The organism is Micromonospora sp. NPDC049275, from assembly GCF_043197115.1.
In the GTDB taxonomy this organism is placed as follows: Bacteria; Actinomycetota; Actinomycetes; order Mycobacteriales; family Micromonosporaceae; genus Micromonospora.
Genome location: NZ_JBICSN010000002.1, coordinates 126,288 through 148,571, shown reverse-complemented (window position 1 = coordinate 148,571; position 22,284 = coordinate 126,288). Strand labels below are relative to the sequence as shown.

General features: G+C 69.9%; 21 protein-coding genes. 8 read left to right on the top strand and 13 right to left on the bottom strand.

What is annotated here, in order from left to right; translation table 11 throughout:
* Nucleotides 1-16: 16 nt before the first annotated feature.
* A complete protein-coding gene (locus tag ACGFIE_RS06070; RefSeq protein WP_393291557.1) occupies nt 17-739 on the bottom strand; it encodes an HAD family hydrolase in 723 nt (240 codons plus the stop codon).
* Between the two features lie 190 nt (nt 740-929).
* On the opposite strand from ACGFIE_RS06070, the gene ACGFIE_RS06065 reads away from it, so the two are divergent.
* Entirely contained in the window at nt 930-1,826 is an 897-nt protein-coding gene (locus tag ACGFIE_RS06065; RefSeq protein ID WP_393291554.1) for an alpha/beta hydrolase, read from the top strand.
* Nucleotides 1,827-1,893: 67 nt separating this feature from the next.
* Here the strand turns inward: ACGFIE_RS06065 and ACGFIE_RS06060 are convergent, their stop codons facing one another.
* Entirely contained in the window at nt 1,894-3,045 is a 1,152-nt protein-coding gene (locus tag ACGFIE_RS06060) for a helix-turn-helix domain-containing protein (RefSeq protein WP_393291553.1), read from the bottom strand.
* A complete protein-coding gene (locus tag ACGFIE_RS06055; protein WP_393291551.1) occupies nt 3,032-3,217 on the bottom strand; it encodes a hypothetical protein in 186 nt (61 codons plus the stop codon). The genes ACGFIE_RS06060 and ACGFIE_RS06055 overlap by 14 nt, the downstream gene beginning before the upstream one ends.
* 198 nt (nt 3,218-3,415) lie before the next feature.
* Here ACGFIE_RS06055 and ACGFIE_RS06050 point away from each other — a divergent pair, with 198 nt between their 5' ends.
* A complete protein-coding gene (locus tag ACGFIE_RS06050; protein WP_393291549.1) occupies nt 3,416-4,165 on the top strand; it encodes a helix-turn-helix domain-containing protein in 750 nt (249 codons plus the stop codon).
* Nucleotides 4,166-4,191: 26 nt separating this feature from the next.
* Nucleotides 4,192-4,662 carry an NUDIX hydrolase gene (locus ACGFIE_RS06045; protein ID WP_393291547.1) on the top strand — a complete coding sequence of 157 codons (471 nt, stop codon included), beginning with the start codon at nt 4,192-4,194 and terminating at the stop codon, nt 4,660-4,662.
* Here ACGFIE_RS06045 and ACGFIE_RS06040 read toward each other — a convergent pair.
* Nucleotides 4,650-5,204: an HDIG domain-containing metalloprotein gene (locus tag ACGFIE_RS06040; protein ID WP_393291546.1), complete on the bottom strand. Its 555-nt coding sequence runs from the start codon at nt 5,202-5,204 to the stop codon at nt 4,650-4,652. The two genes, ACGFIE_RS06045 and ACGFIE_RS06040, sit on opposite strands and share 13 nt — an antisense overlap.
* 322 nt (nt 5,205-5,526) lie before the next feature.
* Between ACGFIE_RS06040 and ACGFIE_RS06035 the strand changes: the two genes are divergently transcribed.
* Entirely contained in the window at nt 5,527-5,943 is a 417-nt protein-coding gene (locus ACGFIE_RS06035; RefSeq protein WP_393291545.1) for a hypothetical protein, read from the top strand.
* Nucleotides 5,944-6,220: 277 nt separating this feature from the next.
* On the opposite strand, the gene ACGFIE_RS06030 is transcribed toward ACGFIE_RS06035, so the two are convergent.
* The 5 genes from ACGFIE_RS06030 to ACGFIE_RS06010 form a co-directional block, all read right to left on the bottom strand.
* On the bottom strand, nt 6,221-6,970 hold the full coding sequence (locus tag ACGFIE_RS06030) for a DinB family protein (protein ID WP_393291544.1): 750 nt from the start codon (nt 6,968-6,970) through the stop codon (nt 6,221-6,223).
* A gap of 161 nt (nt 6,971-7,131) precedes the next feature.
* Nucleotides 7,132-7,557, bottom strand: coding sequence for an NUDIX hydrolase (locus tag ACGFIE_RS06025; RefSeq protein WP_393291543.1), 426 nt, complete (start codon nt 7,555-7,557; stop codon nt 7,132-7,134).
* A gap of 16 nt (nt 7,558-7,573) precedes the next feature.
* The gene (locus ACGFIE_RS06020) at nt 7,574-8,236 is read right to left on the bottom strand and encodes a tetratricopeptide repeat protein (RefSeq protein ID WP_393291542.1); all 663 of its coding nucleotides are present in this window, start codon (nt 8,234-8,236) and stop codon (nt 7,574-7,576) included.
* Nucleotides 8,237-8,352: 116 nt separating this feature from the next.
* Nucleotides 8,353-10,731 carry a discoidin domain-containing protein gene (locus ACGFIE_RS06015; RefSeq protein WP_393291541.1) on the bottom strand — a complete coding sequence of 793 codons (2,379 nt, stop codon included), beginning with the start codon at nt 10,729-10,731 and terminating at the stop codon, nt 8,353-8,355.
* Between the two features lie 95 nt (nt 10,732-10,826).
* On the bottom strand, nt 10,827-11,402 hold the full coding sequence (locus ACGFIE_RS06010; protein WP_393291539.1) for a TetR/AcrR family transcriptional regulator: 576 nt from the start codon (nt 11,400-11,402) through the stop codon (nt 10,827-10,829).
* 149 nt (nt 11,403-11,551) lie between these two features.
* Here ACGFIE_RS06010 and ACGFIE_RS06005 point away from each other — a divergent pair, with 149 nt between their 5' ends.
* Nucleotides 11,552-12,748, top strand: a complete 1,197-nt coding sequence (locus ACGFIE_RS06005) for an FAD-dependent monooxygenase (RefSeq protein ID WP_393291538.1) — start codon at nt 11,552-11,554, stop codon at nt 12,746-12,748.
* Nucleotides 12,749-12,828: 80 nt separating this feature from the next.
* Here ACGFIE_RS06005 and ACGFIE_RS06000 read toward each other — a convergent pair whose 3' ends face one another.
* The 3 genes from ACGFIE_RS06000 to ACGFIE_RS05990 all read right to left on the bottom strand — a co-directional run bounded on the left by ACGFIE_RS06000 (nt 12,829) and on the right by ACGFIE_RS05990 (nt 16,574).
* A complete protein-coding gene (locus ACGFIE_RS06000; protein ID WP_393291536.1) occupies nt 12,829-14,682 on the bottom strand; it encodes an adenylyl cyclase in 1,854 nt (617 codons plus the stop codon).
* Nucleotides 14,683-14,830: 148 nt separating this feature from the next.
* Nucleotides 14,831-15,844: a hypothetical protein gene (locus tag ACGFIE_RS05995; protein ID WP_393291534.1), complete on the bottom strand. Its 1,014-nt coding sequence runs from the start codon at nt 15,842-15,844 to the stop codon at nt 14,831-14,833.
* A gap of 133 nt (nt 15,845-15,977) precedes the next feature.
* On the bottom strand, nt 15,978-16,574 hold the full coding sequence (locus tag ACGFIE_RS05990) for an HD domain-containing protein (protein WP_393293178.1): 597 nt from the start codon (nt 16,572-16,574) through the stop codon (nt 15,978-15,980).
* 281 nt (nt 16,575-16,855) lie between these two features.
* On the opposite strand from ACGFIE_RS05990, the gene ACGFIE_RS05985 reads away from it, so the two are divergent.
* The gene (locus tag ACGFIE_RS05985; protein ID WP_393291532.1) at nt 16,856-17,497 is read left to right on the top strand and encodes a GNAT family N-acetyltransferase; all 642 of its coding nucleotides are present in this window, start codon (nt 16,856-16,858) and stop codon (nt 17,495-17,497) included.
* Between the two features lie 30 nt (nt 17,498-17,527).
* On the opposite strand, the gene ACGFIE_RS05980 is transcribed toward ACGFIE_RS05985, so the two are convergent.
* Nucleotides 17,528-18,283, bottom strand: a complete 756-nt coding sequence (locus tag ACGFIE_RS05980) for an alpha/beta fold hydrolase (RefSeq protein WP_393291530.1) — start codon at nt 18,281-18,283, stop codon at nt 17,528-17,530.
* Between the two features lie 251 nt (nt 18,284-18,534).
* Between ACGFIE_RS05980 and ACGFIE_RS05975 the strand changes: the two genes are divergently transcribed.
* Entirely contained in the window at nt 18,535-19,209 is a 675-nt protein-coding gene (locus tag ACGFIE_RS05975) for a hypothetical protein (protein ID WP_393291528.1), read from the top strand.
* An 18-nt stretch (nt 19,210-19,227) separates the two neighbouring features.
* Nucleotides 19,228-22,269, top strand: a complete 3,042-nt coding sequence (locus tag ACGFIE_RS05970) for a BTAD domain-containing putative transcriptional regulator (RefSeq protein WP_393291525.1) — start codon at nt 19,228-19,230, stop codon at nt 22,267-22,269.
* The last annotated feature ends 15 nt before the right edge of the window (nt 22,270-22,284 follow it).

Sequence of the window (22,284 nt, the reverse complement as noted above, 5' to 3'; positions counted from 1 at the left end):
GACACTTGAGGCGCGGCTACGCCGATGCGACTCCGGCGGGCGATTCCGTGACTGACGTGAAGGCGGAACGTGGACCGGTCGACTCGCGCAGCAGGCCGGGCAGGTCGCCAAGGGTAGCGATCGCACGTCCGCCCCAGCCTGGGTCGGTGTCGTTGTGCTCGGTGGTACGAAGCACTGTCATACCGACTGCCGCCGCGCCGGCCAGTTCGCCGTCTGCGCCGTCACCGACGAAGACGCATTCTGGCGGCGCGACGCCCAACCGCTCAGCGGCGATGCGATAGATCGCGGGGTCGGGCTTGGCCAGTCCGACTTCGCAGGAGAAGACCGCGACGTCGAAGCGGCGGGCAAGCCGGCTGTCCGGCCATGCCTCGGCGGTCTCCGAGGTGGCGTTGCTGATCAGGGCCAACGGATGCCCGTCGTCGCGCAGCGCGTCCAGCACGTCCAACGTGGCGGTCGAGACAGTGCCCAGCACCCGGCGCGCGAGGGCTCGCCGATGTCCACCGGCCCGTGTCACCTGTTCGTCGGTTGGCGTGCCGCCGAGGCGACCGGCGAGAATGCGGACGGTCTCCTCCACGTCCCACCGGACCAGCCGGTCGCGCCAGGTGGCGTGGTACGCAGCGACCAGCGCGGCCGGCGCCACCCCGACCACGAGCGCCATCTCACCAACTACCCGGTCACGTTCGTCGTCGGCACCGTGGACGAGAGTGTGGAATAGGTCGAAGATCAGTGGCCGAGACATGCGCGCATCCTATTGAGATCGCCACCGCTGACACCTTCGGACGTCGTCGGTAACCCGCTACTCTGCCCTGGCAGCCCGAGGGGCGCGACAGGACGGGTGATTCTTCGCCGATTGCCACGGCTGGGCTGAGAAGCGCAGCTCGGTCAAGTTCACCACCCCCTGTTCGGAGCGCAGCCACTACGGTGACCGGATGCCGATCAGTCGACGCCGATTCCTCCAGTTGGTGGCCGCCGCTGGCGGCGTCACCGCGCTCGGCGTGGGCGGCATCGCCCTGGTGGACGCCGAGGTGCTGCCCGGCCGGTCGGTGCTCGACCACGCGCTGGGCCGCTGCGACGCCGCACCGCCGACCGCGCCGCAGGGCACGCCCCAGCCGCCGGTCATCGGCAGCTTCCGCTCGACGGCACGCCGCCGGGAGGTCGGCTTCGCCACCTCCTACCCACCCGGGTACGCCCCGGGCGCGCGGCTGCCCGTCTGCCTGGCCCTGCACGGGTACGGGGCCGACGCCCGCTCCGCCGTCACCGCCGCCCGGTATCCGGAGTTCCTGGCCGGCGCGCTCGCGGCAGGGGTGCCCCCGTTCGCGCTGGCCGCACCGGACGGCGGCGACGGCTACTGGCATCCGCACGCCACGGACGACCCGCTCGGCATGCTCGTCGACGAGTTCCTGCCGCTGCTGGCCGGGCGCGGCCTGCGCACCGACCGGGTCGCGGTGGCCGGCTGGTCGATGGGCGGGTACGGCGCGCTGCTCGCCGCGCTGACCCATCCGGACCGGTTCCGGGCGGTGGTGGCCACCTCACCGGCGATCTTCCGCTCGTACGCCGACGCGGAGGGGGTCAACGCCGGCGCGTTCGACGATCCCGACGAGTGGGCCCGGTACGACGTGACGGCCCGCGCCGCGCAGTTCGCCGGCCTGCCGGTGCGGATCGCGATCGGCGCGGCCGACCCGTTCGCGGACGCGGTCCAGACACTGCGGGACCGGCTGCCCGACCCGGGGGTCGTGACGATCGGCGTGGGCTGCCACGACGCCGACTACTGGGCGTCGGTCGCGCCGGCGCAGGTGCGGGCGATCGGCGCGGCACTGGCCGGCTGACCCGTAGCCGAAGCAGTGCCGACGGACGCCCGCACCTGCGCCGGGGCGACGGCCCGGCGCGCGTCCGTCAACGAATGAGGCCGACGAGCGTCGCCAGTCGCGCCACGCCGGCCGGTGCCGGCTGCGCACGGGCGACATCGGCGATGAGAGTACGCGCCAACGGCCGGCACCGGACCTCAGCGGGCGCGACACTGTCCGCGTCGACCAGGGCGCGTGCCGCCCCGCGCAGGTCACCGATCTGGAGGTACGCCCGAGCGGCGTCGAGCAGGTAGGCGCCCCGATGCTCGGCCGGCAACCGCCGCCACCCGTCCCGCCGAACGACCCTCACATGCCGGTGCACCGCCTCGTCGGCGTCACCCCGTAGCGCCGCCACCAGCACCCGCGCCAACTCGACGGCGACCGGCCCGAAGCTGGTGCGGTGCTGATCGTCGTACCCCCGAAGGTGTGCGGCGACGCCCGCGGCCCGGTCGGCCAGCTCGTCGGCGCGGCGGTGCTCGCCGCAGCCGGCGGCGGCCAGGGCGGCCTGGACCAGCAGCGTCCCACCCACCGCCCACTCCCCCGGCGACCGCTGCGGCCGGACGCGGTTCGCGGCGGCGAGCGTCGCGGCCAGGGCGAAACGGTCGCGGCCCGACGCGCGCAGCGCCTGCCCGACCGACACGGCAGCCGTCGCCGCGAGCGCCGGATCGTCACCGGCGGCGGCCATCGCCCGGTCGGCGGCCAGCCAGGCCAGGTCGGCCTCGCCGAGCTTGACCAGCAAGGCGGAGGTGATCCGGTACGTCTGCACCCCCACCTCCGGTGACCGCGCGCCCTGCACGACGTCGAGCAGGCTCGGCAACACCCGCACCAACTGCGCGTAGTGCGCGTGCTGGTAGGTCAACCAGGCGTACCCGACCTGCCTCCTCGCCTTTTCCGTCGTCTGCGGTGCGGCCTCCGGGGCGTCGTAGCGGGCGAGAGCGGCTCGGATGTCGTCCACCCCTTCGAGAGCGCCGACCGGCGTCCTCTGCGGCTGCTGGCCGAGCAGCACCTCCGGGTCGACCCGCAGCACATCGGCCAACTCCTGGATCACCGAGTACCGGTCCAGGGCCCGCACTCCCCGCTCGACCTTGTCGACCCAGCTCTTCGACCTGCGGAGACGATCGGCGAGCTGCTGCTGGGTCATCGACCGCCGCACCCGCCAGCGGGCGACCCGGCGGCCGATCGGCAGGTCATCGCTTGTCACGCCGCCACCGCCGGTCCGGGACCGCACGAGTCGTGTCTTCCACGGGTACGCGGTCCGCCTCGGCCTGGGCCAGGAGGCGCTGCTTGGCAGCCTCCCGCTCGGCTGCCTCGGCCTGCTCACCCTTGCTCGCCGTCTCGTCGCCCTGCATTCCCACCTCCGTCAACCGGCGCACGACAAGCCCTGCTTCTGTGAAGCGAGCTTCGAACTCTGGCCGGACCGCCCATGTCCTGTCTGGACCACAGGACTTGCAGAACCAGGCTCCGCCGATTGGTAGTGACAACCTCACCGCGAGTCACGGACGAGTGGGGACGTCCTTGTTAGGGTGAGTCGTCCCCGATGCCGTCCCAAACCCCGGTGAGCAGGAAACGCGATGCCGAACGACCGTCTTCGCAACGGGATGCTCAAGAAGGGCCTGACCGCATCTGCGCTGGCCGAGAAGCTTGGTGTCGACCCGAAGACCGTCGAGCGGTGGGTGACGCAGACCCGCAACCCGTACCCGCGCTATCGCCACTCCATCGCCGAGCTGCTGAACGAGAGTGAGTCGTACCTCTGGCCGGACGCGCTTCCGACGCAGCGAGCCGTACAGATCAGCCAGTCGGAGCTAGTCCACGTGTACCCGCGCCGCGGAGCCGTTCCTACCGACCTCTGGCAGCATCTCTTGGAGCAGGCCACCCGACAGGTCGGCGTCCTGGTCTACGGAGGGTTGTTCCTCCCGGAGTTCAACCACCGCTGGATCCCGACGCTTCGCGAGAAGGCGTTGGCCGGGGCGCAGGTGGAGTTGCTGTTCGGCGACCCGGACGGCGAGCACATCACCGAGCGTGGAGACGCCGAGGGCATTGGCCCAGCCATGTCCAACAAGATCCTGAACGCGTTGGCCTTCTATAAAGAGCTTCGGGACCTGGACAACGTCGGGATCTACTACCACGACACCATCCTCTACAACTCCATCTACCGCTTCGACGACGAGATGCTGGTCAACACCCACCTCTACGGCACGCCGGCCGCTTACGCGCCGATGCTGCACCTGCGACGGCTTGGAGGTGGGGACCTGTTCGACAGCTACGTCGCCAGCTTCAACCGAGTACTCGGCAAGAAGCGTGCCGTCTGGCCCGAGCACTGAGTCGCCAACCGAGAAAGGCTGAGGGCATGGCCCGGATCGAGCACTTCAACAACGCGAACGCCCCGAAGCCGAACAGCATCGTTGTAGCCGTGACCGTCTTCGTTCAGGACGAGCAGGGGCGAGTGCTGCTCATCCAGCGGACCGACAACGGCCTGTGGGCACTGCCGGGCGGTGCTCAGGACTTCGGCGAGTTCATTGCCGAGACAGCCGTTCGGGAGACGCGCGAGGAGACCGGCATTGAGGTCGAGGTGACCGAGATCGTGGGGATCTACTCCGACCCCAGGCACGTGGTGGAGTACAGCGACGGCGAGGTCCGTCAGCAGTTCTCAATCTGCTTCCGCGCCCAGTACCTCTCGGGCGACCCCAAGACCAGCGACGAGTCCTCGTCCGTGGTCTGGATGGCCCGCGACCAACTGGACCAGCTTCCAATCCACCCGTCGATGCGGCTCAGGGTCGACCATGGACTTCAGCGGCGTCCTGCCCCCTACATCGGCTGAGCTGACAGGCGATGCTGAGTCCTGCTTATGGCATATCGGAGCATCGGCTCAGCTCTCTCCCAGAACCGTGTCACGACGTCGTCCGGCCCATAGCGCTGCCGGATCTCCGTCAGCCTCTCATCGACGGTGAGGTCTTGGCCGTCCGGCCCAGTCGTCATGTCCACGTACCAGAGCGCATCCGAAGTCGCCGTTTCCTCGCGCGGGAACTCGTTGGCCAACGCCTGTCCCAGACCCCGCTCGTCTGCTTCGTGGACAGCGCAGGAGTGGTAGGCAACCAGAGCCGCGATCCGATCTGAAAAGCCATGCCTCCGAAGCCATCGTGCGCCGTCCAGTGCGTGGAAGCCTGTATCTGCGATATCTGGGGCGTACCCGATGTCGTGCAGCCACGCAGCAGCCGTCAGCACGTCCGCGTCGTCTCCGACCAGGCACGCAAGCTGCTCCGCCTTGGCTGCCACTGCCTGCACGTGCAGCCAGCGGCGGGGTAGGACATTCCGCAGATGGCGCTGCGAGGTTGCCGCAGCTAGCTCGGACGAGGGGCCCACTCGCGAATTCTAGAGCCTCGGCCCACCTGAAACCTGCCCGCTAGCGTCCCCAAGGTGACCTGGACGGGTCCCTCGCCAGTCTTGACGGCGTCACGTTGTCGAGGCAGGAGTTGGAGGACATCGCCCTTCTTCACCCGCCGAGAGGCCGAGCAGCGTCTTCCCGCCAACGTCGCCACAAGCATCCGTGCGGCGGCGAGGGCCCGTGACCAACAGGCGCCGGCGGCTCAACAGTGCCGCCGGACCGGGTTCGCGGGCCAGACAGTGTCAGAGGTCGCGAGTAGCTTGTCTCCGACGCGGACCACGTGACGGAGGAGGGCCGAGGATGCACCTGCCGGTCAGGCGAGTCGAGCGCACCGAGACGCCTGTCATGTTCATCGAGGCAAGAGACGGGTCCGACGAGATCGGGCCGGCCTGGGACCAGCTGGAGACGGTGCTGGGGTCGATGCGCGGACGCACATTCCTCGGCGTGTTCGACGACACCGGCATCTACCGCTGCTGCGTACAGATCCGGGCCGGTGACGCCCCCGACCACCTCGGCCTACGAACGGGCGTCGTTCCGGGCGGCCGATACCTGAGCGCGACCGTGCGTGGCCCGCAACCCGCCGCCTATGCCCTGCTCACGCCGACCTTCGAACAGTTGCAGCGCACGGCCGACCGAGACGACACGCGCCCGTGCATCGAGTACTACCGCCGCCACGACCGGATCGATGTGCTGATGCCCCTGCGAGACGGAGACTGACCGCTCCTCCACTCCACAATCGCCTACCGTGCACCGGTGCATAACGCTTCCGTCTCGGACGGCCTGGCGGAGTTGGCCGGCGTGCGGCCCGGTGGTGCCGAGGCGGCTGCTGCCTGGCTAGGTATCCACAGCTGGGTCGTGGACGGCGGCCCCTAGATCGTTGCCGGTAATTCTGGGCAGGTCATCAATGGTCGTAGGCGATCAAGGAGCGTTCGACGGGTGCGTCGATGGTCCAGTTGTGCCAGATCGCGGCCTCAGCAGTGGACCTCCCGGAGCATCACGCATACTCCTGTTCCAGGATGGCCAGGTCGCGGTCGGCGAACTGCACGTGCGCCCACTGGTCGCTGAAGATGACTTGCAGGCACTTGACCGCCGTACGTTCGGCGGGCGGCGGGCAGCCGATCGCGGTGTTCGGCCCCCGCACGCGGTCCAGCTCCTCCTGCGTGACCTGCGCCAGATATGCGCGCAGATCGGCGATCCGCTCGGCGCGCACGGCGAGGATTTCGCCGAGGGTGGGCGCGGCCGACTCGTCGATGCCGAACTCGGTGCCGTTGGTGGTGAACGATGCGGGTACGCCGATCGGATGGAACGGGTTCGGGCGAAGGGCCGCCGCGTGGCCATACCAGGCGTCCACGACGAAGATCGTGTGGCGCAGGGTTTGGGCGAGCGACCATTCGTCGTTCACTGATCTGTGGACGGCTTCCTCTGGCAGCACGCTTGCGCGTCGCAGCGTCGCTTGCCACAGCTCCTCGATGACATCCACCGCATCGCGCATCGTCTCGGGCGTGGTTGGCTGCAGTCGAAGCCGTTCGGGGTGCAGGCGATCCAGCTCAGCCTCGATCAATGGCATGATCTCCACGCCGTTGACGCGCAGGCCGTCGATCGCCCCGTCGATGTCGGCGTCCAACAGCAGCACGCCACGCATCCGGGCGCCGCTGAGATCCACCTCGCGGAAGGTTGCGCTGGCCATTGACAGGTCGACGAACTCCGCACCCTCGTAGTCGGGCTGCTGTACGAATCGCGTCATCGGCACAACGTAGGGGCCCGGTACGACAAGACCACCAAATCAAGATCCCAGCATTGGGCTGCCCGGAGGTTTCCGGACAGGGGTTCCATTCGGGACCATTGACCGGGAGCGGAGGAGATAGTAGTGGCACCGGGTGAAGAGGAGAAATACCGGTGAACGATCTAGCGGCCGCGAAGCATGTCGGCGAGGCCTGCGGGATAGAGCGGGCTGCCTGCGGTGAAGCTGCTCAAGGAACGCCACACGACTTTCGTGCCCGGCTCGTCGAGTATCTCGCCGACCGTGTCCCGCTCGTAGAGCGACTGGTCGGTGAGCCGGCAGTCGTAGACGAAGACGATCTCATGCCCGTCGCGGTCGAACGCGTGAAAGAGGTTTTCCAGAACGCCCAGCAGGCGTACGTCGAGGAGTTCGACGTCGAGTTCCTCGCGCAGTTCGCGACGTACGGCGGCCTCGGCTGTCTCGCCGAATTCGATCCCGCCGCCCAGGGGACGGTAGAAGGTTTCGTCCTTCGCGGAGTCGTGGCTCTCGAACACGAGCAGGTCCTCACCACGACGTGGCACGGCAAGGGCGACCGGGCGGATCGACGACATCAGTCGAGGCTAGTGCCTAGATCTGTGTTCTTGCCTGCTCGATCTGCCGCACGATGGCATGGGCGCCGTGGGCCTGGGCGATGGCGTTCGCCTCGTCGAGTGTCGCGAGCGCGTCCGCATGGCGGTCCTGGGCAGCGGCGATGTAGGCCAGGCCGACCATGTTCGCGGCCACGCCCGGCAGCGCCCCCACCTCACGGCGCAGCCGTGACGACTCCTCCAGCCGCTCGCGCGCTTCGTCCAGTCGGCCGGCCGTGTGCGCCGCGATGCCCAGGTGTCGCAGTGCCTCGGCCTGAGTGGGCTTGTCGCCGACCTGCGCCGCCATCCGGTGGGACCGTGCCAGGTACGGAACCGCGGTCTCGTTGTCGCGCCGGATCACCTGATGCAGGCAGCCGATCCAGAACAGCGCCTCGGCCTGGCCGCGCGTGTCGCCCAGCGCCTGGTACAGCGCGATCGCACGCTCAAACAACCGCAGTTCAGCCGGGTCTTCGACGGGTGACGAGCCGATGACGGCGCGTTCGTTGAGGAATCGCGCGTGCAGGATCCGCCCCCGGGCCAGCGCGGCGTCGGCCTCCACCGCGTCCAGGTCCCGTTCGGCGTCGACCAGCACGCCAGCATCGCCGCTGAACACGGCGTGTTCATAGAGGACCCTGGCCCGTTCGATGCGATCTTCGGTGCTCATCGCCGCCCCCGTCCCGGCATCGCCACTGCGTGCCGGGTAAGCAGTTTAGTGCTGCGCCCGTTCGCCGCATGGGTGGCGGCCGCCGGTCGGCGTCCGGCGGCCGCCCCCACAACCGGTCAGCTGGCGTACACCTCCAGTGCCGCCAGTTGCCCGGCCGGCCAGCCGGTGTTACCGGTCACGGTGACCCGCACGTAGCGCGTCTGCGCGGCGCCGAACGTCAGCGCCACCTGGTTGCCCGTCGACGGGTTGAAGGTCCGCGCCGCCGAGGAGACAAGGGTGCCGAAGCTGCTCCCATCAGCGCTGCCCGTCACGGCGAGGGTCTGCGTGCGGGTCGCCCAAGCCGACGACGGCGGCAGCTTCAGCACCACCCGCCCGACCGTGCGCGTCGCACCCAGGTCGACCTGGACCCACTGCGGGAACGCGTTGTTGGCGCTCTCCCAGTAGCTGTTCGCGTCGCCGTCGACCACGCTGCCCGACCCGTAGCTCTGGACGTGGCTGCTCTCGCTCGTGGATCGGCCGCGGGCGAGGTCGGAGTTGGCCGGGGGGTCGGTGGTGACGGTGACCGCGTTCGAGGCCGCCGAGGTGTTGCCGGCCGCGTCGCGGGCGGTGACGGTGAAGGTGTACGAGGTGGAGGCGCTGAGCCCGCTCACGGTCGCCGTGGTGCCCGTGACGGTGCTGACCACCGTGCCGCCCTGGCGCACCTGGTAGCCGGTCACGCCGTTGTCGTCGGTCGACGCCGTCCAGGCCAGGGACACGCTGCTCAACGTCCGGCCGGTCGACGTGAGGCCACTCGGGGCGGACGGCGGGTTGTCCGTGGTGCCGCTTGAGGCGTACACCTCGACCTGGGATAGCTGGCCCGCCGCCCAGCCGGTGTTGCCGGCGATGCTCAGCCGGATGTGGCGGGCCGTGGTGGTCGTCAGCGTGCGCGTGACGGTGTTGCCGGTGGCCGGGTCGAAGGCGAACGCGGAGGCCCCGGCGATTGTGGAGAAGGAGCTGCCGTCGACGCTGCCCTGCACGGTGATGGTCTGGGTACGCGCGCCCCAAGCGGCGGGCAGCCGCACCACGAGCTTGTTGACCGGGTGGCTGGCGCCGAGGTCGACCTGCCACCAGTGCGGGAACGAGCCGCCGCCGCTCTCCCAGTAGCTGCCGGCGTCGGAGTCCACCGCGTTCGAGGCGGCGAACGAGCCGTTCTGGCTGCTCGCGGAGGTGGACCTGCCGGCCGCGAGGTTTCCGGTGACCGGCGGCGGGGTGCCTACCATCGGCGGCGTCGGGCGGACGGCGGTGAGTGCGAGTTGGCCCTTGAGCATCCGGCCGCCGTCGCCGGTGATGCGCAGGTAGTAGTCGGAGGAGCAGGCCACGCCGTCCTCGTCGAGCGCCCGGATGTTCGCGCCGGCCGGGGTGGTGGCCTGCGTCTCGGACGTCTTGGCGATCTGGTTGCCCTCGTTGTACTCGTCGAACATGGACACGTACAGGCCCTGGGAGCCGAGCCGGACCATGTTGTAGATGTGCCGCCAGTAGAAGTCGCCGTGCTTGCGGTGCCCACCGGCGAGGTCGCCGGGCATCACGCAGGGCAGGTAGTCGATGCCGCGCGCCGCGCAGTCGGCCATGTCACCGATGTTGACGTTGTTGTAGTACGAGTCCAGCTCCTCCACGGTCCGGGCGCGGTAGACCATCCACGGCGAGATGGCGTGGAAGGCGTGGTAGACGTCGAGGAAGCCGGGGCGGGAGTCCTCGATGCCCTGCCGCCACCAGGTGGGCACGCCACCGATGACGTAGCAGCCCTGCGCCTTGAACCAGTTGATGACCTCCAGGCAGGGCCCGGGGGTGAAGGGTCGGCTCGACTCGCTGAAGCCGAACCCCCAGATGCAGACGACAGGCTTGCCGTTCTGGCGGGCGTACGCGCTGGACGCGGTGTGCGCCGACATCTTCGTCGTCCAGTCGGTCTTGATGTCGGTCTGCATGGTCAACCAGTCGGTGACGTCGTACATGATGTAGAACTTGCGGCCGTAGCGCTCGGCCGCCGAGCGGACCTTCTGCGTCATCGCGTCGCGGGTCGGCCCCTCGTCGCCCGTCGGGTTGAACCGTTGCAGCGCGGCGGTGTCGCAGCCGTACTCCTGCATCCAGCGGAAGTGGGTGTCCACCGTCTGCTGGTCGTACGAGGAGAAGAGGGTGGCCGGCGATCCGTTGCCGAGGTTGGGGTACGCGGTGGGATAGCTGCGCGTGTACTCGCGCATGTCCGGCCAGGACACGATCGTGGTGTTCGACGGCGACGGCGGCTGGAAGCGGTCGCGGCTCCAGTGCCACCAGCCGCCGATGGGCGCCGAGTCGCCGGGCGCGCTGAACCAGCCCTGGTAGCCGACAGTCACCTTGCCGACCACGTCCCCGACAGGGCTGGCGGCGCGCGCGGGGCTGGCGAGCAGTTTGGTGGTGGAGGTGGCGGCGAGGGCGGACCCCGCTAGCACGGACGTGACGAACCTGCGGCGGGAGACCGCCATGAGGACCACTCCTTCGGGACGGAAGGCATTGACGGCCATCGTGGCAGCAGTGGATGCTTCCCCGCAAGAGTGCGACTGATCGATGAAAATTTGAATCAGCGAGCCGGAAGCGGCCGCTTTCGCTGGGGGCGGAGGCCGTCCATGATCACCGTCAGGTAGCTCTCGGCGAGGGCGCGCGACGCCGACGCCGACCTCGCAATCGCATAGGTCAGTTCGTTGATCAGCACGGCGACGACCGTGGCGTCGATGTCGGTACGGATGGCACCGTCGTCGCGGGCCCGGCGGATCAGATCGAGCCCCACCCTGTCCAGAGCGGCTCGTTGCGCCGTCGTGGCGGGCAACTCCATCGCCCCGAGCCGCTCGCCCATGACCCAGTGGGCGGACTGGAACGCTATCGCCTCGACGAGGAAACCCCGAAGGGCCTGCTCGGCGCCTGGCTCGGACAGCGCATCTCGGCCTCGTTGAATGAGCGGTTCGAGCAACTCGGCCACGGCGGCGTCGACGAGCGCTTCCTTGCTGCCGAAGATGCGAACGACGGTAGCCGCCCCGACGCCGGCCCTGCGCGAAATCGCGTCGACGGTCAGGGCGGCGCCACCCTCGGCGAGGAGCGCCTTGGTCGCCTCCAGGACGAGGTGGTGGTTGCGGACGGCATCCGCCCGACGTCGGGTCACACCGTTCCCGGCAGGGGTTGACATCTGAAACGTCCGTTCCATATCGTGAAGTGGAACACGCATTTCACTTAGACTACGAACCCTCACCGGATGACGCAAGCCGCGCGCCCTACCCGCGTGCTCCTCGTCATGCCAGAAGGCAGGAGTCAATGAACCGGCGGATTCTGATCTCGGGGGCCAGCATCGCTGGACCGACGCTGGCGTACTGGCTGGCCAGGTACGGATTTACGCCGACGGTGGTCGAGCGTGCACCTCGACTGCGCGAGGGCGGCAACGGAGTTGACGTACGTGGACAGGCAGTTGAGGTCGCCGAGCGGATGGGGATCATGCCGCGGATCCGAGCGGCGGCAACCGACGTCACCGGCCTGTCGTTCGTGGACGCCGCCAACAGGAGTGTGGCCCGCATCGACATGCGGGCCATCCAACGGCGGGCCGCCAGCGCCGAGGTAGAGATCATGCGCGGTGACCTGGCCGCGATCCTCCACGAGGCGACGAGGGACGTCGAGTACGTCTTCGGTGATTCCATCCGCGCCATCGAGCAGGACGAGGACGGAGTGACAGTCGGCTTCGAGCACGGGCCGACCCGCCGCTTCGACCTGGTCATTGGCGCCGACGGCACGCATTCCACGGTGCGGCACCTGACCTTCGGCCCGGAAGCACAGTTCGTCAAGCACCTGGGCTACTACTTCGCCTTCGCCGAGGCGGACCCCGCCCTGGGTGAGCAGCGGTGGGTGACCCTCTACAACATGCCCGGCCGGGCCGCCTCGATCTACCGCTCCGGCACCCATGCCGGGGCGAAGGCGAACTTCATCTTCCGCAGCCGGCCGATCCCGTACGACCACCGCGACGTGGAGCAGCAGAAGCGCCTGTTGAGCGAGGCGTTCGCGGGCCTGCCATGGCTCGTACCGGACCTGCTGGCAGGCGCACTCGCCGATCCTGACTTCTACTTCGACGCGTTGAGCCAGGTAAGGATGGCGTCGTGGTCGTCGGGGCGGGTGGCCCTCGCCGGAGACGCCGCGCACTGTGCGTCACCGGCTGCGGGTGCCGGGGCGACGCTGTCTCTCGTCGGCGCGTATCGACTCGCGGGCGAGCTCTCGTCGGCTGCCGGGGATCACCGGATCGCCTTCCGCCGGTACGAGCAGGGCTACCGCACGACGGTTGAGCGAAGCCAGTCGAACCTCTTCATCGGCATGCTCGCGCCGAAGAGCCGCCGCGGCATCTGGGCTCGCAACACGATGGCCCGGCTGCCACTGCTCGCAGCGATGGCCCGAGTGGAACGCCGCCTGCAGCCCAGGATCCGGCCGCTGCCGGACTATGGGTCGGCCACGGGCTCGTTGCGGGCCTGACAACGGAGCTGATCCGCAGCGGGGCCGTCGGGGCCGGAGCCACACCGGCTCCGGCCCTCCTGTCGTACGCCCCGAAACGGCTACGGCGTCGGGTACTGCGCGACGAAGACCGGCTCGCCGACCTTCGTCATGTCGGCCGCGTCGCCGACGCCGTTGACCACGTGGTCGATCGTGCCGGCGCTGAGGTTGACGGTCATGATGTGGTGCAGTCGCACTCCCGGCGTGACAGGCGCCTCGAAGCCGTTCTCGGTGTGGATCGACGGGTTGTTCTGGTTGAAGACGTACACCCCGCCGCCGTAGAGGTCGTGGTGGCGGACCCGGTCGCCTACCTTGTATCCGGCGAAGCCCTCGACCGTGCCGTTCATCCAGTCGGCAGGCGTCGGCGGATCGTACGGCAGCTCGTTCTGGTAGAGGATCGTGGTGCCGTGCTCGCCGTTCCAGACGGTGTTGTACCGCTGGAAGTGCTCGACGAACAGGCCGGTGGCGGTCACGTGGTCGCCGTTGATGACAGCGCCGTAGCGGCCGGTGTTGGTGCGCCAGCGATCGGTGTCGCCGTTGACGCCCTCGGTGAAGCCCTCAACGCCGTGGTCGCCGCGCCACACCCAGGTGTGGTCGATGAGCACGTTGTCGCTGTTGACCTCCAGCGCCGTGTTGGTCCGGCCGATGTGCGGGCCACCGACGCGGAAGTACACGTCGGACAGCGTGGTCGGGTTGACCGGGCTGCTGTGACCGTGGCCGTGCTGACGGCCCACCCGCAGCAGGGCCGGCGACTCGACGGTGCCGGCGTCGATCGTGACACCGGCGACGATCACGCCGGGCACGTCGGCGACGTCCAGCGGGACCGCGCCGTTCACCGCGGTGAGGGTGGCGTGGCCGATGCCGAGCACCACCGTGTCGGCCCGTCGGATCTCGATGCTGCGGGCGATGTCGTAGACGCCGGGGGTGAGCAGCAGGTTCTTGCCGCGCGCCAGTTGACTGTTGATCAGCCGTACCGGGTCGGACGGCTTCGCGACGAAGAAGTCGTCGATCCCGATGGACCGCCCGGGGGTCAGGCCGTCGGCCCACGAGACGCCCCGACTGTCGCGCTGCGCCGCCGGCACCCGCACGTTGTAGCGGCCCTTGCCGTCCACGTACAGGTAGGGCTTCTCCCGGCTCAGCGGGGTGGCGTCGAGCGTGGTGTACGGCGGGTCCGGGAACGTGGCGTCGTCAGGTGCGCCCTCGACGCCCGCGAAGACCTGGTTCCACACGGCGTTAGACCACCCGGCGACCTCGCTGTTGCGGGTGAGCCACTGCTGCTGGGAGCCGTTGGTGGTGGCCGGCAGCCGCGAGTCGGCGATGAAACCGCCGCTGGCGTACTGCGGGCCGGCCGTGCAGTAGTCCATCAGGGACAGACCGCCACCGGCGATGTTCAGTCGGCGCATCGAGACCGCCTGGGACACCGCCCAGAAGTTCGCCGTCGCCCGGCAGCCGTCCTGCCCGGCGCCGTCGACGGTGAGCGAGAGATTGGACAGGGTGCGCCAGAAGTTGACGAGCGCGAGGCAGTTGCCGGTGCCACCGTCGGCCAGGCAGCGGTTGTAGACCTCCAGCTTGCCGTTCACGGCGACGTCGGTGGGCGAGCCGCCCAGGCCAGCGACCTCGGTGTAGTAGCCGACCTTGGCCTGCAACGGCTGCTCGGCGGTGCCGTACGCGCCCGGCTTGAACAGGTAGGCGTGCCGCTCGGTGCCCATCTCGTTGTCGACCTGCCGAGCGTGCGCGGCGTCGAGGGTCTGCTGGATCTCGCCTACCGGCATGGTCGGGTCGAAGATCGTCACGTTCGGCCCGAAGTCGGGTGCGCCGTGCGTGGGGCGGCCGGCGGTGGCGGCGGTGCCGCTCGTCGCGAGGGCGGTGGTGACCAGAAGAGCGAGGATCAGGGTACGTCGGGACGGGGTTGTCATGTGGTTCGTCCTCTCCGCTGACCGGGCGTGCTCCCGGCGCAGCTGGGGGCGGTGAGAGCGCTCTCTGATGTTTCTACCCGGTTCTCCGGCCCCACGCCATGTCGTCACGGGCGGCGGATTGGACATCTTCGCCTACCTCGTCGTGAGGTCAGGCCCGGCGCCCGCCCGTCCTGAGCGCGAACCAGCCAGCGGTGAGGACGACGAGCAGCATCACCACATTGTGGGCGTACTTGGCGCCGACCGAGACCTCGCCCAGCAGGGGAAAGTAGGTGAAGGCCAACAGGCCGTTGGCCACCAGGAACGCGAGCGCGACTGCCGCTGCGTGCCGGATCCCCCATCCCGGACGGCGTGCCGACCACCAGACAAAGGCAGCCGCGAGGGCGGTCACGACGACGCCCTGCGCTAATCCCGCCCAGGTCTCGGCCACGAGCGCTCGTGCCACGGCGAGGACCAGCGCGATCGTGAAGGTCACCGCGATGGTCGGCGCCCGGCGACCGCGTCGCACCTCCGGCGCGGGTCGCTGACGGTGGCGCCGGCCGACCAGGGCAGCCAGCCCTCCGCAGCCGACAACCAGTCCGACCGACACCACCAACTGGGTCTGCGACGCCGCGTGCGACCCGGGCTGGAACATGATGAGGGTCGCAGCCGCGAGGTAGGCAAGTCCGGCGATGATCAAGCCACGGCGCCCAAGCCAGGGCGCGCGGGCGCGGTCGCGACGCCATGCCTCGGCGAGGGCGACTGGCGCGCCGAAGCTGAAGATTACGTGGCCCACGAGAAAGTTCAGAGTGTTGGAGGCGTTGATTCCCAGAGGTTGAACAAGGGTGGCCTTCCAGCTCTCTTCCCAGCCGTCGTATCCCTCGTAGTCGTCGCTGAACATGGATTGGTCGATAATGCAGGCCTGAGTGAGGCCGAGGGCGAGGAAGAGCAACAACAGCGACGGCCAGCCCCAACCCGCTCGCCGGGCAACCTCTCGTGCGAGCAGCGCCGGGGCACCGTAGAGCGCGGAGAAGTAGACGACAGAGAACGCGGCCGGGCCCAGATGCCCAGTACTATCGCCGTACGCCGCCAACAACTCCGCGCTCACCGCGCTGAGCGCCACCATCGCGGTGACCTGTACCGGTATGAGCAGGTCACGCCGCCCTGCGAGGCTGGGTGTATCCACTCCCCGATCGTCGCGTCTCGGCCGGTCAGCCACATCTGCCGCACGTCTACCCCGACGTGACTTTAGTTCACCCCCGACGCCGACTTACGTCCCAGGGCAGCCAGCACCTCCCGCGTAGAAACGCCCGAACATGTCAGACCATCGGATGCTGATAGCGGCGGGACAGGGACAGGAGATCCGGCTCACCGAACATCTCCACCATTGCCGCGAAGCGGTCAACCTTGTCGTCACCAAACCGCCGCACGCTGGCAGCGTAGGAACTCGCCGTCACAAACGTTGGCGGCGTCGTCTTGCTGTGAAACTTGTCCGCGTACATCACCAGTTGCTCCTCCACCGTGTCAGCCGTGTAGTCGCGAACTGGCAGCGGCAGGCCCTGACGCAGCACGTCTTCACGGGTAAGCCCGACCCCGGTGTGATGGGAACAGAACCTGCTCACCAACTCGGGGAACCCGAGATCACGCAGCAACGTGTGCCCCAAAATCCCGTGCCGGACATACGTCCCGTGGTCGAGCTGTCCGGCCGCGTCGTACAGGCGGTAGACGCCGATGTCGTGCAGGAGGCTGCCCGCACGGACGAGAGCGGCGTTGAGGGGCAGGGGGTAGTCGGCCAGGAGCTGCTCGGCCACCGCGCAGATGATCTCGCAATGGGTGTAGACGAGCTCGAAGGCCTCTTCGGTCGGCGCGAACCGCTCATGCAGCGCCCGGATCTGCTCGTCAGTGGGAAGCAGCATCCGATGCTCGGTCGTCAAGCGGCTACCTCCCCCAAACATTGCACTCGCCACCCGTATGGCCACATGCTCTCCCGACAGCCATCGGCGACAGCACCGACCGAATTACCAACCCTAGCGACAGCCTGCCGCGCCGGCTGTCCGATGCCCGCTGCGCCGCGCGCATCGAAGGGAGAACGAGGTCGACCAGACGGTCCCACCAGGTGCGGATCGACCGTGGGGCGGCGGACTTCCCCTCGGACCGGTGAGAATGGACGCTGGCTCGCAACGGGGAGGCGACGATCGTGGGTGGCACGTTGGCCGAAGTCCTGGACGCCGCAGCACGCGGGCACTTCCCGCCCCCGGACGGCGGGACCACGATCGTGGCGCAGCACAGCCGTCGGGACGCCGGGGTCATCGCCTTCACCGCGCACTCCGTGGTGTTCACCGACGAGGACCCCGACTGGGTCCGCGACACCCTGGCCGCCCTCGACTGCGACGGCCTGGCGGCCACGATGAATCCGCGCTTCCTGAGCGCGCTGCTCGAGCGCACCGGCCGGTCGACGGACACGATCGACCTGCTGACCGTCGCCTCCCCCCTCGCCGGTGCTCCCCCGCTCGCGCTGCGCGAGCTGACCGACGCCGAGCATCCCCGCGAGGCCCGGGCACGCAAACGCCGTGACGACGTCCGCGTCTGGGCGGCCGAGGGCGGCGTGGTCGTTCTCGGCCGAGGTGTGGCGGGCCGCTGGGAGGCGGCGATCGAGGTCGACGAGGACGTTCGCCACCGGGGCCTCGGCCGGGCGCTGGCGACCGCCGCCCGCCATCTGGTCCCCGAGGGTCAGCCGGTCTGGGCGCAGCAGGCCGCCGGCAACGCGCGCAGCGTGCGAGCCTTTCAGGCGGCTGGTTTTCGACCGGTGGGCGCCGAAGCGCTGCTCCTGGAGAAGTAGCCACTTCGGCCCCCACCGCCCCGGGGGGCCTCACCCGTCGCTCAGGAACTCGTCGATCATCGGGGCCAGCCAGTCGGCGCGCTGCGGAATCGTGGTGTGGGTGGTGCCGGGGAGGATGGCCAGCCGGCAGGCCGGCAGACCGGTCAGGTCGCCGGGCACCGCGCCGCCGAGTAGCCGGAACATCAGCACCGCGTGCTCGGGCTGGACGATGTCCGAGTCGGCCAGCACGATCATGGTGGGCGCGGCCAGGGCCCGGATCTGCTCGGGCGTCCAGCGCGGCAGGTTCGCGTCCAGCACCTTCATCTTGGTGACCAGGTTGGCCCAGCCCGCCGGGTCCGGCGCGGTCCGCAGGTACTCCTCGTGGAACTCCGAGCCGTGCAGGTGCTCCGGTTGCAGATCCTGGATCCCGTCGAGCAGCCCCGGGTGCAGGCCGGCGTCCTCGAAGCTCACCGAGGCGAGGACCAGCCGCCCGACCCGCTCGGCGTGGTCGGTGCCCAGGCGCAGCGCCACCGCAGCGCCCATGCTCCAGCCGTACACGTCCGCCCGCTCGACACCGAGCCGGTCGAGCAGTTCGACCACGTCGGCGGCGAAGTGCTCCACGGTCAGCGGCCGGTCGGCGTCCGGGGTGTGGCCGTGCGCCTGCAACTCCACGGCGATGACCCGCCGGGACTTCGCCAGGTTCGGCAGGATCGTGCCGAACGAGGTGCCGATGCCGGAGAGCGCGCCGTGGATGAGCACCAGCGGCCGGCCCTCGTCACTTCCATGTGTCTCGTGGTAGATCTCCATGCCCACATGGTGCGCGGGCGCGCTTACGGTCTGCTTTCGATCTCCTTTCCGAGGCTGGTACGAATGCCACCGTACGGAATTGTGGTTGACCATCGGCATTGAGACGGTCGTTCCTACTGGCCCGTGGGACGCGAACTCTCTCGGGGATGAGTCGCTCTTCCGACGGGGCAATGGCGCAACTATTGATATTGGTTGATGCTTACCTGGATGTCGTACGGCGGCTGCCCCTCGAATTACACAAGGAGTCGAAGATGCCCACACCCAATGCAAGCGACCTGTCCGGGAGCGCAGCTTTTCAGGGACTGCTGTCGGTTGGCCTGATGGTTTTGCCCGCGCACACCGCGGCGGTCCGCCACCTGACCGCCGATCAGATAGGCGTTCAACAGGCCGAGGCAGAGGCCCTGGCGCGACGGTTGCGCGCTCTGGCTCGGCAACGTTCGGAGATTTCCGAAGCCGAACTGGCGAAGCTGGCCCAGTTGGCCGGGCTCACCCCGACCGACATCACCGACATCATGCACAGAGCTCTCACCCACGGGTTGGCGCTGATCGAGGCGTTCCCGGAGCTGACATCAATGGACGATCACGCGAAAAACATGCTGATCTTCGACGCGATGCGGCGTGACGAGGCGTTCATGAATGCACTCAAGCGCGCGACCACCGACGGCGTCGCCGCCGGCGATCAAGCCAGCGCGTGCAAGAACGCATGTCTTCTGACGTTCATGATGAAACTGTTCGCCGCGCAGATCGATGCCGTTCAGCGGATGATGGCTTGTGCGGTCCTGGTGTTCCCGCCGCTGGTCCTCGCCTGCGCTGCGGTCATGCTGATACTCATGATCGTGGCGATGACGAAAGCGAACAAGGAGTACACCCAGTGCATCGAGGACTGCCTGGAGGAAAACGGCGGAGGAGGAGGAGGAGAGGATTAGCACTCCAGCCACACTAGGATGACGGCCGTGCAGTTCGGGGTGCTCGGGCCGCTCGCCGTCACCACGGACGCCGGCGAGCCGGTGGTGGTGCCCGGCACCAAGGTCCGCGCCCTCCTGGCCGACCTGCTGACCAACCGCAACCAGGTCGTCTCCGCCGACCGGCTCATCGACGACCTGTGGGGCGACGACTCCCCCGCCAACCCCGCCGGCGCCCTCCAGGTCCGGGTGTCGCAGCTGCGCAAGGCGCTCAACGACGCCGAGCCGGGTGCCCGCGACCTGGTCGAGTCCCGCGCTCCCGGCTATCTGCTGCGGGCCGGCACTGTCGACGCCGACCGGTTCGCCGAGCTGGCCCGGCACACCGACGTCGACAGGTTGACCGAGGCCCTCGCGTTGTGGCGGGGCGAGGCGTACGCGGACGTGGCCGACGCCGAGTTCGTCCGCGCGGAGGCCACCCGCCTCGCCGAGCAGCGTCTCGCCGTGCACGAGCGACTGGCCGAGGCGCGGGTGGCCCGGGGCGAGCACGACCTCGTCGCGGCCGACCTGGCCGAGTTGGTCACCCGGCACCCGCTGCGCGAGGGCCTGCGGGCGGTGCAGTTGCGCGCGCTGTACGCGGCCGGTCGCCAGTCCGAGGCCCTGGACAGCTACGCCGACCTGCGGGACCGGCTCGCCGACGAGCTGGGTCTCGACCCCGGCCCCGAACTGGTCGCCCTGCACCGCCGGATCCTCGAACAGGACGCCGGCCTGAGCGCGCCACCCAAGGCCGCGATCATCCGCAACAGCCTGCCCGCCCAGCTCGACGAGCTGGTCGGCCGGGCCGAGGCGCTCACCGAGCTGCGGGCCCTGCTGCCCGCGCAGCGCCTGGTCACGCTGATCGGGCCGGGCGGCGTCGGCAAGACCCGGCTGGCCACCGAGACCGCCCGCACCCAGTCCTTTCCCGACGGCGTCCTGCTGGTCGAGCTGGCAGCGCTGCCCGCCGGCGACCCGGGCGTCGCCGAACAGGTGCTCGGCGCGCTGGACGCCCGCGAGGCCGCCGGCACGAGCCTGTCGGCCACCGACCGACTCGTCGCGGCGCTGCGGCAGCGACACCTGCTGCTCGTGCTGGACAACTGCGAACACGTCATCGAGCCGGTCGCCGCGCTGGTGGCCCGGCTGCTGCGCGACGCGGCCGGGGTACGCGTGCTGGCCACCAGCCGCGAGTCACTCGGCCTGACCGGGGAACTGCTCTGGGAGGTACCCCCGTTGTCGCTGCCCCAGGACAGCGACCCGGACGCGGTCCGGCGCTCGGCGGCGGCCCGGTTGTTCGCCGCCCGCGCCGCCGCCCAGCACCGCGGTTTCCGCCTCGACGAGCACACCGCGCCGGCGGTCGCCCAGCTCTGCCGTCGCCTGGACGGCCTGCCGCTGGCGTTGGAACTGGCCGCGACCCGGGTCCGCGCGTTGGGCCTGCGAGGTGTCGTGGATCGGCTCGACGACAGGTTCCGGCTGCTCACCACGTCTCAGCGCGACGTGCCGTCGCGACAGCGGACGCTGACCGCGGTGATCGGCTGGAGTTGGGACCTGCTCGACGAGGCCGACCGGGAGGTGCTCGCCCGGCTCGCGGTGTTCCGCGACGGCTGCACGCCGGAGGCCGCCGAACAGGTCTGCCAGGCCGACCTGGACGCCCTCGCCCGGCTGGTGGACCGGTCGCTTGTGGTGCTTGACGACTCCCCGGCCGGTCCGCGCTACCGGCTGCTCGAATCGGTGGCCGCGTTCTGCCTGGACCGCCTCGCCGACGCCGACGCCGTCCGGACGCGGCACGCCGCCTACTACACCGACCTGGCCGAACGCGCCGACCCGCAGTTGCGGGGAGCCGACCAGCGGCGGTGGCTGGCGCTGCTGGACGCCGAGACGGCGAACCTGCGCGCCGCGCTGGCCCACGGCGGCGGGCTCCGGCTGGCCGTCGCGCTGAGCTGGTACTGGTATCTGCGCGGCCGGCTCACCGAGGCGCGACGGGCCCTCGCCGTCGCGGGCGACCCGGCACAGGAGTCCCGCGCGGCCCCGTGGCGGATCGGCTTCGCGTTGCTACGCGGCGAGGCGGTCACGCCCGAGGACATCCGTGCCGCGCTGGCCCACGACCCGGACGGCCGGGGCGCCTGGTTCGCGGCGAACGCGGTCATCACGCACAGCGAGCTGGCCCTGGCCGCTGAGTTGCTGCCCCACGCTCCGGCCGACACGTGGACCGAGGCGGCGGTGCTCGCCTCCCGGGCCATGCTCGCGCACGCCGCCGGCGACCAGAGCACCCTGGAGTACGCCTCGACGCGCAGCGCCGCGCTGTTCGCCGACCTCGGTGACCGGTGGGGTCGGCTCCAGGCCACCGAGTGGGTGGGTGGGCTGGCCGAGATGCGCGGCGAACACGAACGCGCGGTCGACCTGCACCGCGAGGGACTGCGCTGGGCCGAGGAACTGGAGCTGTGGCCGCAGGTCGGCACCGAACTGTCCTGGCTGGCCTGGCTGGCGGTGCAGACCCGCGACTACCCGCAGGCCCGGGAGTTCGCCGAGCGCGCGTACCGGCTGGCGGTCGAGCAGGACGCGCCGGGCGCGCTGGTCTTCGCCGAGATGAGCCTCGGGTTCGCCGCCCGCCGCGACGGCAAGCTCGACCTCGCCGTCACCCACCTCACCCACCTCGCCGAGCGGGGGCGCGGCGAGACGCGGCCCGCGCTCTACCTGCCGATGGTCCTGGTGGAGCTGGGGTACGCCGTCGAGCAGGGCGGCGACCCCGACGCCGCGCTGGCCCTGCACGTCGAGGCGTACGCGGCCGCCGAGGCGATGGCCTCGCCCCGCGACGGGGTCGCCGCGGTGGAGGGGATGGCGTCGGCGGTGCGCTCGCCGGAGGCGGCCGCCCGGTTGCTCGGCTCTGCGGCAGCCGCCCGGGTGGCCCTGGAGGCCCCGGCCTCCCCGAGCGAACGCGACGAGGTCGACCGGGTGACCGGCCGCGTGCGGGCCGCCCTCGGGCCGGAGCGCTTCGACGCGCTCGTCGACGAGGGCACGAAGCTGAGCCCGGGCGAGGCCCGGGCTCAGCTCTGAGGCGACGGTCAGGGT

Bases quoted from the DNA above. Each gene is read 5' to 3' on its own strand.
- ACGFIE_RS06070 (WP_393291557.1), bottom strand. From the start codon at position 739: ATGTCTCGGCCACTGATCTTCGACCTATTCCACACTCTCGTCCACGGT.
- ACGFIE_RS06065 (WP_393291554.1), top strand. From the start codon at position 930: ATGCCGATCAGTCGACGCCGATTCCTCCAGTTGGTGGCCGCCGCTGGC.
- ACGFIE_RS06050 (WP_393291549.1), top strand. From the start codon at position 3,416: ATGCCGAACGACCGTCTTCGCAACGGGATGCTCAAGAAGGGCCTGACC.
- ACGFIE_RS06045 (WP_393291547.1), top strand. From the start codon at position 4,192: ATGGCCCGGATCGAGCACTTCAACAACGCGAACGCCCCGAAGCCGAAC.
- ACGFIE_RS06035 (WP_393291545.1), top strand. From the start codon at position 5,527: ATGCACCTGCCGGTCAGGCGAGTCGAGCGCACCGAGACGCCTGTCATG.
- ACGFIE_RS06030 (WP_393291544.1), bottom strand. From the start codon at position 6,970: ATGACGCGATTCGTACAGCAGCCCGACTACGAGGGTGCGGAGTTCGTC.
- ACGFIE_RS06025 (WP_393291543.1), bottom strand. From the start codon at position 7,557: ATGTCGTCGATCCGCCCGGTCGCCCTTGCCGTGCCACGTCGTGGTGAG.
- ACGFIE_RS06020 (WP_393291542.1), bottom strand. From the start codon at position 8,236: ATGAGCACCGAAGATCGCATCGAACGGGCCAGGGTCCTCTATGAACAC.
- ACGFIE_RS06015 (WP_393291541.1), bottom strand. From the start codon at position 10,731: ATGGCGGTCTCCCGCCGCAGGTTCGTCACGTCCGTGCTAGCGGGGTCC.
- ACGFIE_RS06005 (WP_393291538.1), top strand. From the start codon at position 11,552: ATGAACCGGCGGATTCTGATCTCGGGGGCCAGCATCGCTGGACCGACG.
- ACGFIE_RS06000 (WP_393291536.1), bottom strand. From the start codon at position 14,682: ATGACAACCCCGTCCCGACGTACCCTGATCCTCGCTCTTCTGGTCACC.
- ACGFIE_RS05990 (WP_393293178.1), bottom strand. From the start codon at position 16,574: ATGCTGCTTCCCACTGACGAGCAGATCCGGGCGCTGCATGAGCGGTTC.
- ACGFIE_RS05980 (WP_393291530.1), bottom strand. From the start codon at position 18,283: ATGGAGATCTACCACGAGACACATGGAAGTGACGAGGGCCGGCCGCTG.
- ACGFIE_RS05975 (WP_393291528.1), top strand. From the start codon at position 18,535: ATGCCCACACCCAATGCAAGCGACCTGTCCGGGAGCGCAGCTTTTCAG.
- ACGFIE_RS05970 (WP_393291525.1), top strand. From the start codon at position 19,228: ATGACGGCCGTGCAGTTCGGGGTGCTCGGGCCGCTCGCCGTCACCACG.